Annotated in this window: 11 protein-coding genes; 10 read left to right on the top strand and 1 reads right to left on the bottom strand. The window is 61.1% G+C overall.

Features of this window, described 5'->3' with window-relative positions:
* Position 1: 1 nt before the first annotated feature.
* A complete protein-coding gene (gene aceE, locus D8U82_RS21065; protein WP_024011316.1) occupies positions 2-2,647 on the bottom strand; it encodes a pyruvate dehydrogenase (acetyl-transferring), homodimeric type in 2,646 nt (881 codons plus the stop codon).
* A 262-nt stretch (positions 2,648-2,909) separates the two neighbouring features.
* Between aceE and D8U82_RS28620 the strand changes: the two genes are divergently transcribed.
* The 10 genes from D8U82_RS28620 (at position 2,910) to D8U82_RS21015 (ending at position 13,745) form a co-directional block, all read left to right on the top strand.
* A complete protein-coding gene (locus tag D8U82_RS28620) occupies positions 2,910-3,035 on the top strand; it encodes a hypothetical protein (protein WP_256205860.1) in 126 nt (41 codons plus the stop codon).
* On the top strand, positions 3,032-5,971 hold the full coding sequence (gene glnE, locus D8U82_RS21060) for a bifunctional [glutamate--ammonia ligase]-adenylyl-L-tyrosine phosphorylase/[glutamate--ammonia-ligase] adenylyltransferase (RefSeq protein ID WP_130902899.1): 2,940 nt from the start codon (positions 3,032-3,034) through the stop codon (positions 5,969-5,971). The genes D8U82_RS28620 and glnE overlap by 4 nt, the downstream gene beginning before the upstream one ends.
* 305 nt (positions 5,972-6,276) lie before the next feature.
* Positions 6,277-7,311, top strand: coding sequence for a lipopolysaccharide heptosyltransferase II (gene waaF, locus D8U82_RS21050; RefSeq protein WP_130902898.1), 1,035 nt, complete (start codon positions 6,277-6,279; stop codon positions 7,309-7,311).
* A gap of 1 nt (position 7,312) precedes the next feature.
* Positions 7,313-8,374, top strand: coding sequence for a lipopolysaccharide heptosyltransferase I (waaC, locus tag D8U82_RS21045; protein WP_130902897.1), 1,062 nt, complete (start codon positions 7,313-7,315; stop codon positions 8,372-8,374).
* Positions 8,374-9,495 (top strand): glycosyltransferase family 4 protein, encoded by a 1,122-nt coding sequence (locus tag D8U82_RS21040; RefSeq protein ID WP_130902896.1) that lies wholly within the window; start codon positions 8,374-8,376, stop codon positions 9,493-9,495. Before waaC ends, D8U82_RS21040 begins: the two co-directional genes overlap by 1 nt.
* Positions 9,495-10,301: a lipopolysaccharide core heptose(I) kinase RfaP gene (gene rfaP, locus D8U82_RS21035; RefSeq protein WP_076565307.1), complete on the top strand. Its 807-nt coding sequence runs from the start codon at positions 9,495-9,497 to the stop codon at positions 10,299-10,301. Before D8U82_RS21040 ends, rfaP begins: the two co-directional genes overlap by 1 nt.
* Complete coding sequence (locus D8U82_RS21030; RefSeq protein WP_130902895.1) at positions 10,301-11,035, top strand: lipopolysaccharide kinase InaA family protein; 735 nt, start codon at positions 10,301-10,303, stop codon at positions 11,033-11,035. The genes rfaP and D8U82_RS21030 overlap by 1 nt, the downstream gene beginning before the upstream one ends.
* Positions 11,032-11,784, top strand: coding sequence for a lipopolysaccharide kinase InaA family protein (locus tag D8U82_RS21025; protein ID WP_024011323.1), 753 nt, complete (start codon positions 11,032-11,034; stop codon positions 11,782-11,784). The genes D8U82_RS21030 and D8U82_RS21025 overlap by 4 nt, the downstream gene beginning before the upstream one ends.
* Positions 11,784-13,235, top strand: a complete 1,452-nt coding sequence (locus tag D8U82_RS21020) for a lipopolysaccharide kinase InaA family protein (RefSeq protein WP_130902894.1) — start codon at positions 11,784-11,786, stop codon at positions 13,233-13,235. The genes D8U82_RS21025 and D8U82_RS21020 overlap by 1 nt, the downstream gene beginning before the upstream one ends.
* Positions 13,236-13,409: 174 nt before the next feature.
* Entirely contained in the window at positions 13,410-13,745 is a 336-nt protein-coding gene (locus D8U82_RS21015; protein ID WP_130902893.1) for a YceK/YidQ family lipoprotein, read from the top strand.
* The last annotated feature ends 1 nt before the right edge of the window (position 13,746 follow it).

Genomic DNA, 13,746 nt, shown 5'->3' with positions numbered 1-13,746 from the left:
CTCAGCAGTCCAGTGGGTTGCGTTTTTCCGGGTCGATGCCGAACTTGGCGATGGCTTCAGCCACAACCTTAGGTTCGATATCACCACGGTCAGCCAGTGCTTCCAGGGCTGCCAACACCACGAAATGACGGTCGACTTCGAAGAAATGACGCAGTTTCTTGCGGCTGTCGCTGCGGCCGAAACCGTCGGTGCCCAGGACTTTGAATTCCTTGGACGGTACCCACTGACGGATCTGCTCGGCGAACAGCTTCATGTAGTCGGTAGAAGCAATGACCGGACCTTTACGGCCGTTCAGGCACTCTTCGACGTAGCTCAGCTTAGGCTTCTGGCCAGGCTTGAGACGGTTGCTGCGCTCTACAGCGAGGCCGTCGCGACGCAGTTCGTTGAAGCTGGTAACGCTCCACACGTCAGCGCCGATGTTGAACTCTTCACGCAGGATCTTCGCCGCTTCACGCACTTCACGCAGGATGGTGCCGGAGCCCATCAGCTGAACGTGGTGCGCCGCATCGCGAGTGTCTTCCTCGAGCAGGTACATGCCTTTCTTGATGCCTTCTTCGGCACCGGCCGGCATGGCTGGCTGCTGGTACGACTCGTTCATCACGGTGATGTAGTAGAAGATGTCCTGTTGCTCTTCGGTCATCTTCTTCATGCCGTCCTGAATGATCACCGCCAGCTCGTAGCCGTAGGTCGGATCGTAGGTGCGGCAGTTCGGGATGGTCGCGGCCAGCAAGTGGCTGTGACCGTCTTCGTGCTGCAGACCTTCACCGTTCAGGGTGGTACGGCCAGCGGTGCCGCCGATCAGGAAGCCACGGGTACGGCTGTCGCCAGCGGCCCAGGCCAGGTCGCCGATACGCTGGAAGCCGAACATCGAGTAGAAGATGTAGAACGGCAGCATCGGCTGGTTGTGGCTGGAGTACGAAGTACCGGCAGCGATGAACGAGCTCATGGCGCCTGCTTCGTTGATGCCTTCTTCAAGGATCTGACCTTTCTGGTCTTCCTTGTAGAACATCACCTGGTCTTTATCGACTGGCTCGTAGAGCTGGCCGACGGAGGAGTAGATGCCCAACTGACGGAACATGCCTTCCATACCGAAGGTACGGGCTTCGTCCGGGATGATCGGGACGATGCGCGGGCCGATTTCCTTGTCCTTGACCAGTTGCGCGAGGATCCGCACGAAAGCCATGGTGGTGGAAATTTCACGGTCGCCCGAGCCATCGAGGATGGCTTTGAGAGTGTCCAGATCCGGCGTCGGTACGCTGAAGCTCTGCGCGCGGCGCTGTGGCACGAAACCGCCCAGTGCGGCACGGCGCTCGGCGAGATAGCGGGCTTCGGCGCTGTTTGGCTCTGGCTTGAAGAACGGCAGGTTCTCCAGCTCTTCGTCCTTGACCGGGATGTCGAAGCGGTCGCGGAACAACTTCAGGCTGTCGACGTCGACTTTCTTGGTGTTGTGCGCAGTGTTTTTCGCTTCGCCGGCACCGGTGCCATAACCCTTGATGGTCTTGGCGAGGATGACGGTCGGTTGTTCCTTGTGGTTGACCGCTTCGTGGTACGCCGCGTAGACCTTGTACGGGTCGTGGCCGCCACGGTTGAGTTTCCAGATCTCGTCGTCGGACAGATCGGCAACCATTGCCTTGAGTTCAGGCGTGTTGAAGAAGTGCTCGCGAACGAACGCGCCGTCTTTGGCTTTGTAGTTCTGGTACTCGCCGTCGATGACTTCGTCCATGCGACGTTGCAGGATGCCGTCGACGTCTTTGGCCAGCAGCGGGTCCCAGAAACGGCCCCAGATGACTTTGGTCACGTTCCACTGAGCGCCGCGGAACACGCCTTCGAGTTCCTGGATGATCTTGCCGTTGCCGCGAACCGGGCCGTCGAGGCGCTGCAGGTTGCAGTTGATGACGAAGATCAGGTTGTCCAGCTTCTCGCGGCCGGCCAGGGAGATCGCGCCCAGGGATTCCGGCTCGTCGCACTCGCCGTCGCCCAGGAAGCACCAGACTTTCTGTTTGCCCGGCTGGATGAAACCGCGGTGTTCCAGGTACTTCATGAAGCGCGCCTGGTAGATCGCCTGGATCGGACCCAGACCCATCGATACGGTCGGGAACTGCCAGAAGTCAGGCATCAGCCAAGGGTGCGGATAGGACGACAGGCCTTGACCATCGACTTCCTGACGGAAGTTGTTCATCTGGTCTTCGGTGATGCGGCCTTCCATGAATGCACGGGCGTAAACGCCTGGCGAGGTGTGGCCCTGGAAGTAGATCAGGTCGCCGCCGTGTTCGTCGGTCGGGGCCTGGAAGAAATAGTTGAAGCCGATGTCATACAGGGTCGCACTGGAAGCGAAGCTGGAGATGTGACCACCCAGGTCCGAATCTCGCAGGTTCGTGCGCATTACCATGGCCATCGCGTTCCAGCGTACCAGCGAGCGAATGCGGCGTTCCATGAACAGGTCGCCAGGCATGCGTGCTTCGTGGGTAACGGGGATCGTGTTGCGGTAAGGCGTGGTGATCGCGTAAGGGAGCTGCGAGCCGCTGCGGGTCGCCAGTTCGCCCATACGGGTCATCAGATAGTGAGCACGGTCTTCGCCTTCTTTGTCGAGAACCGATTCCAGGGCGTCCAGCCATTCCTGGGTTTCGACGGGATCGAGGTCTTGCATGGCTTGCTCCAGGGCGGAAAGGCTTCCAGAATCGGTTGCCTGAGTTTGCGACTGGCCTTGTGGGCAGACGATTTAAAATTCTTGGATTGCCGACAGGTTGTTCCGGCGGCGTGTAGTTTTACTACAAATCTTCCGGCATTTCAGCCTTTCGAATGTATAGACGAGTAGTAAAACTACAGATGAAAGGCTTGTGGCCTCCGACTGCGTTGTGAGAATAATCGTTAAGGCGGGTCGATTTCCATCCGAATAAGGTGAAAGTTTGATGCTGGATGCCAAAGAAGAAGAAATTTCAGCTATTTCTAACTTTTGTTCGACAGTCCTTCACGTAGCGGGTTTTCATCATTCACTACAAGCGGCCCTCAATACGCCGATCAAGGATAGACCATGACCCTGCCCGTGCTTGCCGAACTGCCCGCCATTCTCCTGCCGTTGGTCAGCCGATCCGAGCAGTCGTTCCGTACGTCCGTCGCCGCCCTTGAAGACGATCACGGCCTGTCGAACTGGACGTCGGAGCGCTGGGCGCAATTCGCCCGCGTCAGCGCCGCCAGCGAATTTGTCATTGAACAGAGCATTCGTGACCCTTTGATGTTGTTGTCGCTGGTCGCGTCCGGCGAACTTGATCGAGCGTTTGCGCCCGGCGAGCTGTGCGCACAGATTGCCGCCGCTGTGAACAGCGCGCAGAGCGAAGACGAACTCGGCCGCGCCTTGCGTCGCCAGCGCGCACGCCATCAGGTGCGGATCATCTGGCGCGACCTGACCCGCCAGGCCGATCTGGTGCAGACCTGCCGCGACCTCTCGGACATGGCCGACGCCACCATCGATCAGGCTTATCAATGGCTGTACAGCCGCCATTGCGAGCAATTCGGCACGCCGACCGGGCGGCGCAGCGGTGAGCCGCAGCAGATGGTCATCCTCGGCATGGGCAAGCTCGGCGCGGTCGAGCTGAATCTGTCTTCCGACATCGACCTGATCTTCGCCTACCCCGAAGGCGGCGAAACCGTCGGCGTGAAACGCTCGCTGGATAATCAGGAATTCTTCATCCGCCTCGGCCAGCGTCTGATCAAGGCGCTGGATCCGATGACCGTCGACGGCTTCGTCTTCCGCGTCGACATGCGCCTGCGTCCATACGGATCGTCCGGTGCGCTGGTGCTCAGCTTCAACGCGCTGGAGCAGTATTACCAGGATCAGGGCCGCGACTGGGAACGCTACGCGATGATCAAGGCGCGGGTGGTGGCTGGCGATCAGGTCGCCGGCGCGCAGTTGCTCGACATGCTGCGGCCGTTCGTTTATCGGCGCTATCTGGACTTCTCGGCGATCGAAGCGCTGCGCACGATGAAGCAGTTGATCCAGCAGGAAGTGCGGCGCAAGGGCATGGCCGACAATATCAAGCTCGGCTCCGGCGGCATTCGTGAGGTCGAGTTTATCGCTCAGGCCTTTCAATTGATCCACGGTGGCCGCGACCTGAGCCTGCAACAGCGTCCCCTATTAAAGGTGCTGAGCACGCTGGAAGGGCAGGGCTATCTGCCGCCGGCGGTGGTCAGTGAATTGCGCGAAGGGTACGAGTTTCTGCGTTACACCGAACATGCCATTCAGGCGATTGCTGATCGCCAGACGCAGATGCTGCCGGACAGCGCTCAGGATCAGGCGCGCATCGCCTTCATGCTGGGCTTCGCCGATTGGTCGGCGTTCCACGAACAGCTGATGTACTGGCGCGGGCGCGTGGCCTGGCATTTCGCCCAGGTGATCGCCGATCCCGATGAGGAAGAGGGCAGCGAAAGCGAAGTGGTGGTCGGTGGTGAATGGCTGCCGCTGTGGGAGGAAGAACAGGACGAGGAGGCCGCGTGCCGGCAGTTGCAGGAGGGCGGTTTCGTCGATGCCGGCAAAGCCCTCAAAGCGCTGGCCGGTTTGCGTGGCAGTCCGCAATTGCGCGCGATGCAGCGGCTGGGGCGCGAGCGTCTCGATGCTTTTATTCCGCGACTGCTTGCGCAAGCGGTGGAGCATGACAATCCCGATCTGGTACTCGAGCGCGTGCTGCCGCTGGTGGAAGCGGTGGCGCGGCGTTCGGCGTATCTGGTTTTGCTCACGGAAAACCCCGGCGCGCTGCGACGTTTATTGACCCTGTGTGCGGCGAGCCCGTGGATTGCCGAACAGATCACGCGCTTCCCGTTGCTGCTCGATGAATTGCTCAACGAGGGCCGGCTGTTCAAGCCGCCGCTGGCGCCGGAACTGGCGGCCGAGTTGCGCGAGCGGCTGACACGAATTCCCGAGGACGACCTCGAACAACAGATGGAAGCCCTGCGCCATTTCAAACTGGCGCACCGCTTGCGCGTCGCCGCTTCGGAGATTGCAGGCAGCCTGCCGCTGATGAAAGTCAGCGATTACCTGACCTGGCTGGCCGAAGCGATTCTCGAACAGGTGCTGGCCCTGGCCTGGCGGCAGACCGTGGCCAAGTACGGCACACCGCTGCGCACCGACGGCACGCTGTGCGATCCCGGCTTCATCATTGTCGGTTATGGCAAAGTCGGCGGTATCGAATTGGGGCATGGTTCGGACCTGGATCTGGTGTTCATCCATGACGGCGATCCGCAGGCGGAAACCGACGGACCGAAATCCATCGACGGCGCGCAGTTCTTCACGCGTCTGGGGCAGCGGATCATCCACCTGCTCACGGCGCAGACCAACTCCGGCCAGCTGTATGAAGTGGATATGCGTCTGCGGCCGTCCGGCGCTTCCGGGCTGTTGGTGAGTTCCCTCGGCGCGTTCGCCCGCTATCAGGAAAACGAAGCCTGGACGTGGGAGCATCAGGCGCTGGTACGCGCACGGGTGCTGGTGGGTAGTCAGGACGTTGGTCAGGCCTTCGAGAAAGTCCGTGCGCAGGTGTTGGGCAAACCGCGGGATCTGGCCAAACTGCAACAGGAAGTCAGCGAGATGCGCGCCAAGATGCGCGACAACCTTGGCACCCGCAGCACCGCAGCCGGCACGGCGGCGAATGCGTTTGACGCGGGCGTGCCGTTCGACCTCAAGCAGGACGCCGGAGGTATCGTCGATATTGAATTTATGGTGCAATACGCGGCCCTGGCGTGGTCGCACAGCCATCCACCGCTGCTGCGCTGGACCGATAACATCCGCATTCTGGAAGAGCTGGAGCACGAACGGCTGATGCCCGCCGAAGATGCCAGTCTGTTGCGCGAGGCCTATAAGGCCTATCGCTCCGCCGCCCACCGGCAGGCCTTGCAGAAGGACGCCGGGGTGATACCGGGCGACCAGTTTGCCGACGAACGCCGGCAGGTTTTGCGGATATGGCAAGAGATGGGGCTAAGCTGAAAGCGGTTTATGCAGCACCCAATACCCTGTGGGAGCGAGCTTGCTCGCGAAGGCGGAGTGTCAGACGACACCGATGTCGGATGTGATGGCCCCTTCGCGAGCAAGCTCGCTCCCACAGTGATCTGCGGTGAGCGCAGTGATGTGAACAGATGCAAAAACCTGTAGGAGTGAGCCTGCTCGCGATAGTGGAGTGACAGTCGACAGACATGTTGAACGAAATGACCCATCGCCAGCAGCGCCGCTTCCACAATGATTATCGAGGCGGGGAGGCGTAAATGCCTCCCCGGTTCGTTTTTGGAAACCACATGAATATTCTGATCGTTGGGCCCAGTTGGGTCGGTGACATGGTGATGGCGCAGACACTGTTTCAGTGTCTCAAACAGCGCCACCCGCAATGCGCAATCGACGTGCTGGCGCCCGAGTGGAGCCGGCCGATCCTCGAGCGCATGCCCGAAGTGCGCAAGGCCTTGAGCTTCCCGCTCGGCCACGGCGCGCTGGAACTGGCGACGCGCCGGCGCATCGGCAAATCCCTGCGCGGTCAGTACGATCAGGCGATCCTGCTGCCCAACTCGCTGAAATCGGCACTGGTGCCGTTTTTTGCCGGCATTCCGAAACGCACTGGCTGGCGTGGCGAGTTCCGCTATGGCCTGCTCAACGACATGCGCACTCTCGACAAAGAACGCTACCCGCTTATGACCGAGCGCTTCATGGCGCTGGCCTATGAAGCGAACGCCGAGCTGCCGAAGCCGTACCCGCGCCCGACTCTGCAAATCGACCCGGTGACCCGCGAAGCGGCACTGGCCAAATTCGGCCTGACCCTTGATCGCCCGGTCCTGGCCCTGTGCCCCGGCGCCGAGTTCGGCGAATCCAAGCGCTGGCCGTCCGAGCACTACGCCAAGGTCGCCGAAGCGCGCATCCGCGAAGGCTGGCAGGTATGGCTGTTCGGCTCGAAAAACGATCACGCGGTCGGCGAAGATATCCGCGCACGTTTGATCCCGGGCCTGCGTGAAGAATCGGTCAACCTCAGCGGCGGTACCTCGCTGGCCGAGGCCATTGATCTGCTCTCATGCGCTGATTCGGTTGTATCCAACGATTCCGGCCTGATGCACGTCGCTGCGGCATTGAATCGTCCGCTGGTCGCGGTGTACGGCTCGACCTCGCCGGGCTTCACCCCGCCGCTGGCCGAGCAGGTCGAGATCGTGCGCCTGGGCATCGAATGCAGCCCGTGCTTCGATCGAACTTGCCGGTTCGGCCATTACAACTGCCTGCGCCAGCTGATGCCGGACGCGGTCAACGATGCCTTGCAGAAGTTGCAGGGCTCCGTGGTCGAGGTTCATTAACTTGCGGGTATTGCTGATCAAGACTTCATCGCTGGGCGACGTGATTCACGCGTTGCCAGCGCTGACCGACGCTGCACGCGCGATCCCGGGCATCAAGTTCGACTGGGTGGTGGAAGAAGGCTTCGCCGAGATTCCGAGCTGGCACCCGGCGGTCGATAAAGTGATTCCGGTGGCGATCCGCCGCTGGCGCAAGAATTTGTGGAAAACCATCACCGGCGGCGAGTGGAAACGCTTCAAGCAAAGCGTGCGCGCCAATAAATACGATCTGGTGATCGACGCTCAAGGCCTGCTGAAAAGTGCTTGGCTGACCCGCTACGTCAAAGCCCCGGTGGCCGGCCTCGATAAAACTTCCGCGCGCGAGCCGATGGCTGCGCGCTTCTACGATCGTAAACTCGCTGTCGCCCGAGGCCAGCACGCCGTCGAGCGCGTACGCCAGTTATTCGCCATCGCTCTGGGTTACGACTTGCCCAAAGGCCTCGGCGATTACGGCCTCAACGTCGAGCGACTGGTCGAGTTGCCACGCAGGAACGCTTACGTGGTGTTCCTCCACGGCACCACTTGGGATACCAAGCACTGGCCGGAAATCTACTGGCGCGAGCTGACCGAGCGGGTCGGCTACCTCGGCGTTGGCGTGAAGCTGCCGTGGGGCAACCCGCAGGAAAAGGCCCGCGCCGAACGCATCGCTGCCGGCTTCAAACACGCCGAAGTGCTGCCGAAGCTTAATCTGGCCGGCGTCGGCAAAGTCCTCGCCGGCGCGCAAGCCTGCGTGGCGGTGGACACCGGGCTCGGCCATCTGGCCGCTGCGCTGGATGTACCGACGATTTCGTTGTTCGGCCCGACCAACCCGGGCCTCACCGGCGCCTACGGCAAGCTGCAGATTCATCTGGCCAGCGACTTCCCGTGCGCGCCCTGCATGCAGAAAAAATGTACCTATCAACCGACCGAGCAGGATGCCCGTCAGTTTGACCTGATACGCGAGCAGCCTTTGTGCTTCACGCGTGTGAACCCCGAGCGTGTCGCCAGCCGACTGAGCACGTTGTTAATGGCTGAGGAGTTGCGCTGATGCAATTGGCATTTGTCCTGTACAAATATTTCCCGTTCGGTGGCTTGCAGCGCGACTTCATGCGCATCGCCCTCGAATGCCAGAAACGCGGCCATCAGATTCGCGTCTACACGCTGATCTGGGAAGGCGACGTGCCGCCGGGTTTCGAAGTGCTGGTGGCGCCGGTCAAAGCGTTCTTCAATCACCGTCGCAACGAAAAGCTCAGCGCGTGGATGGTCGCGGATCTGGCCAAGCGTCCGGTCGATCGCCTGATCGGCTTCAACAAAATGCCGGGCCTGGACGTCTACTACGCCGCCGACGGCTGCTTCGAAGATAAGGCACAGAACCTGCGCAACTCGCTGTATCGCCGCTGGGGTCGCTATCGCCACTTCGCCGAGTACGAGCGCGCGGTGTTCGCCAAGGACGCGAAGACCGAAGTGCTGATGATTTCCGAAGTGCAGCAGCCGCTGTTCATCAAGTATTACGACACGCCGCTCGAGCGCTTCCACTTGCTGCCGCCGGGCATTGCCCAGGATCGTCGGCGGCCAGCGAATGCCGACGAGATTCGCACCGGTTTCCGCGCTGAATTCAATCTCAAGGACGACGAGTTGCTGCTGGTGCAGATCGGCTCCGGCTTCAAGACCAAGGGCGTCGATCGCAGCCTCAAGGCACTGGCCGCACTGCCCGCCGAATTGCGCAAACGCACCCGGCTGTTTGTAATCGGCCAGGATGACCCCAAATTGTTCCAGATGCAGAGTGCGACGCTGGGCCTGGGCGATAATGTGACCTTCCTCAAAGGGCGCAGCGATATCCCGCGTTTCCTGCTCGGTGCCGACCTGTTGATCCACCCGGCCTACAACGAAAACACCGGCACCGTGCTGCTTGAAGCGCTGGTGGCCGGTTTGCCGGTGTTGGTCAGCGCGGTCTGCGGTTACGCCCATTACATTGCCGAGGCCGATGCCGGGCGAGTGCTCGACGAGCCGTTCGAGCAGGCGCAGCTGACGCAATACCTGACCGAGATGTTGAGCAACGACGCTGCACGGGCGGCCTGGAGCCGCAACGGTCTGGCCTTCGCCGAGACGGCCGACCTCTACAGCATGCCGCAGCACGCGGCGGATGTGATTCTGGCGGAGCACGCTTAATGAAGTTGATGCTGGCTGAACCGTTCAAAAGCCTTTGGGCCGGACGCGACCCGTTCGCCGCAGTCGAAGGCTTGCAGGGCGAGGTATATCGCGAGCTGGAAGCGCGCCGGACATTGCGCACGGAAGTCGACGGCCATGGTTTTTTCGTCAAGATCCACCGTGGTATCGGCTGGGGCGAAATCTTCAAGAATCTGCTGACCGCCAAGCTGCCGGTGCTCGGCGCCGGGCAAGAGTGGAAGGCCATCCAGCGCCTTCAGGAAGTTGGCGTGCCGACCATGACCGCCGTCGCCTACGGTGAGAAGGGCAGCAACCCGGCGGATCAGCATTCGTTCATCGTCACCGAAGAGCTGGCGCCGACCATCAGCCTCGAAGACTTCAGCATTGACTGGGTCAAGCAGCCGCCGGAGCCAACACTCAAGCGCGCATTGATTGCCGAAGTCGCGCGGATGACCGGGATGATGCACCGCGCCGGGGTCAATCACCGCGACTGCTACATCTGCCATTTTCTGCTGCACACCGACAAACCGGTCACACCGCAGGATTTCAAACTCTCGGTGATCGATCTGCACCGTGCCCAAACCCGCGCGAAAATCACTCAGCGCTGGCGCAACAAGGATCTGGCGGCGCTGTACTTCTCGGCGTTGGACATCGGCCTGACCCGCCGCGACAAACTGCGTTTCCTCAAGGGCTACTTCCAGCAACCGCTGCGGCAGATTCTGGCAGAAGAGGCGCCACTGCTGAGCTGGCTGCAAGGCAAGGCCGACAAGCTCTACGCGCGCAAACAGCGTTACGGGGATGCGCTCTGATGGCGGGCTGGACACTTGAGCCGCAGTACGGCGAACTCGCGGAAGATTTCGGCAGCCTCGAAGCGGTGTTTGCGTTACAGGGCGAACGCCTGACCCGCGATCCGCTGTCGGAAGTCGTTCGGGTGCAGCGCGACGGGGTCAATTACTACGTCAAACGCTACGTCGGCGCCGGTAAGGGTCTGCGCCGTTACCTCGGCAAGCCGCGGGTAAAAATGGAATGGCAGAACCTCAAGCGCTTCGCCAAGTGGGGCATCCCCACTGCCGAGGTGGTGGCCTGGGGCCTGGAGCGGCGCGGCGCGGCCTACGATCGGGGTGCGATGATCACCCGTGAGCTGCCCAATACCGAAGACCTCTCGGCGCTGGCCGAGCGCAAGGATCCCCGGCTCAAGGATCGCGACTGGGTCGACGGTGTCAGCCAGCAATTGGCCGGTTACACCCGGACCATGCACGACCATCGGTTTACGCATAACGATTTGAAATGGCGCAACCTGCTGATCGACGATCAGGCGCGCATCTTCCTCATCGACTGCCCCAACGGCGAATTCTGGCGCGGCTTCTGGCTCAAGTACCGGATCACCAAGGACCTCGCCTGTCTCGACAAACTGGCCAAATATCACCTGTCCAACACCCAACGCCTGCGCTTCTACAAGCAGTATCGCCAGTGTGATCGGCTCGATGTCGCCGACAAGAAACGGATTCGCCACGTGGTGAGATTTTTTGAGGGGCGCGAATGACTGATTTTCTTGCCGAACAGGACCGCGCACTGCTGGAGCGCCACGGTCTCGGCAATTTCGACGCACTGTGGGCAAAACAGCTTGAAGCTGTGGATGAGCCCAACACTGCCGGTGGCGGCTGGAGCAGCGTGTTCCGCCTGGATCTTGACGGCCAGGGCTATTACCTCAAGCGACAGAGCAATTACCTGACGCGGACCTTGCAGGCGCCGTTTGGCGAGCCAAGCTTTGCCCGCGAATTTCGCAACATCAGCCGTTACCGCAAGTTGGGCATACCGGCATTGCAGGCAGCCTTTTTCGGTGAGCGCAAGGTCGCCGGGGAAGTGCGCGCCATTCTGCTCACCCGCGCCCTGGATGGCTGGAGCGACCTGGATTCGTTGCTGGCGCGCTGGACGCAGCTCAGTGCCGCGCAGCATTCGGCCGTTCTCACCGCTTGCGGGCTGTTGGCGCGGCGGCTGCACGGCGCGCGTCAGGTGCATGGCTGTTTCTATCCCAAACATATTTTTCTGCGCGCCACCGGCGACGGCTATGAGGCGCAACTGATCGATCTGGAGAAAACCCGGCCGTTGCTGTTCGGCATGCGTGATCGGGTCAAGGATCTGGAGCCGTTGCAACGCCGAGCGCCGCAGTGGAGCGAGGCCGACTTGCGCCAATTGCTTGCGGCTTATCTCGACCAGCCGACTGACAGCTCGTTGCTCGACAGCTGGCTGACCCGACTGACAGCGCGGCGCAGCCACAAGGAGACCCGCTGATGCAATTGTCCGAGCTGGCCCGCTCCGGGCGCGCACCCACACTGCCATTGACCGTTACCCTGGCGGACGCCGCCGGTGCGGCGGATTTACAGTTGCTGAGCTTGCTGCGGGTGTTGCCCGGGCAGCGTTACGTTGGCGCAGGTGTCTGGCGCGGTCGGCCGGTGCTGGCCAAGTTATTGGTCGGCAGCAAAGCTGCGCGGCATTTTCAGCGTGAGCTGCAAGGCGTGCGCTTGCTCGCTGCGCAGGGCATGACCACGCCGCTGTTATTGGCCGATGGGCTGAAGGACGGCGAGGGTGGCTGGCTGCTGTTCGAATTTCTTGAGGGTTCCGAGAGCCTCGGTGATGCCTGGGCCGAGGTCGAGTTTCTGCCGGCGCTGGCCGATGAGCAGGCCGCTGTTCTGGCCGAAGCACTGGATGCTATCGGTCGGCTGCACGGCAAAGGGCTCTGGCAGGAAGACTTGCATCTGGACAATCTGCTGCGCCACGGCGGTCAGTTGTACCTGATCGATGGCGCCGGCGTTCGTGCGGAAACGGCGGGGCAGCCCTTGTCCCGGCAGAAAGTGCTGGAAAATCTCGGCGTGTTTTTCGCCCAGTTGCCAAAATCACTCGAACCGTTCACCGAAGAACTGCTGGTGTATTACCTGCTGAGCAACAGCGAGCATGCGTTGCCGCTGGAGGCTCTGCAGAAACAGATCGACAAGGTGCGCAACTGGCGACTCAGGGATTACCTGATCAAGGTTGGCCGCGACTGCACGTTGTTCGCCGTGCAGCGCGGCGCATTTGCCCTGCGCGCCGTTCGCCGTGAAGAAGAAGCGGCCATGCTGCCGGTGCTTGAGCAGGCTGACGCCTTGCTTGATCAGGGGCACCTGTACAAGACCGGCGGCGCGGCCAGCGTCGGCAAAGTCGAGATAGCCGGGCGGGCTCTGGTTATCAAGCGCTACAACATCAAGAATTTCGCCCATTGGCTCAAACGCTTCTGGCGCCCGAGTCGGGCCTGGCATTCCTGGCGTGAGGGCAATCGCCTGGCGTTCCTTGGCATCGCCACGCCGAAACCGCTGGCGGTACTGGAGAAGCGCTTCTTGTGGCTGCGCCGCAGTGCCTATCTGGTCACCGAATACCTGCCCGGGCCGGACATTATCGAGCGCTTTGCGCCGTACGTGGAAAATGGCCAGGCGCCGGAAGCCGAGTTGCTGGCGCTTGATCAACTGTTTGCCCGATTGATCGCCGAGCGCATCAGTCATGGCGACTTCAAAGGCCACAACCTGTTCTGGCAGACGGATCGCTGGGCGCTGATCGACCTCGACTCGATGTGTCAGCACGCCTCGGTTGGCAGTTTCGCCCCGGCCTACGCCCGCGATCGCGCGCGGTTCATGCGCAACTGGCCTGAAAGTAGCGCGTTGTATCGGGTCATTGATGAGCGGCTGCCGAAAGGAGTCTCCAGCGCGGGGTGATTCCTTCTCACGAGCAGACTGGTTCTTGCAAAGGACCCGGTCCACTGCGAAACGGAGTCTGTGGGCAGTAGCGGACAAAATACAGCGATCTGTCCTACAACTTCTCCAGAAGCCATGAACTGTGCCCTGCTCGGGCTCGATGCTAATTTGCCTGACGATCTCGGAGGGCGAATCTTGAGCATGAAAAAAATTCTGATGCTGGGCGTAATATCTGCGGTGGTCTCAGGCTGTGGCAGTGTCTCGACCGTTTTACAGGGCGACGCCGATGCTGCCCGTGACCTGCGCAAAAAGAAGACCTACTGCCAATCGATTCCGCGCATCTACAGTGGCCTGGCCTTCGATTTTTGCACGCTGAATGCGCCGCCTGATCCTACGGGAATGCTGGCGCCGTTTGTTTTGTTCGATCTTCCGCTGTCCGCCGTGTTCGATACGCTTTCGCTGCCTTACACGGTATATCGGCAGATTACCGATTCAAATCTGAGTATTTACTGGAGCAGAGACGGCTATTGAG

Source organism: Pseudomonas sp. Sample_23 (assembly GCF_004307595.1).
Lineage (GTDB): Bacteria > Pseudomonadota > Gammaproteobacteria > Pseudomonadales > Pseudomonadaceae > Aquipseudomonas > Aquipseudomonas atacamensis.
The sequence above is the reverse complement of the archived record's forward strand: the minus strand, read 5'-3'. Positions and strand labels throughout refer to the sequence as shown.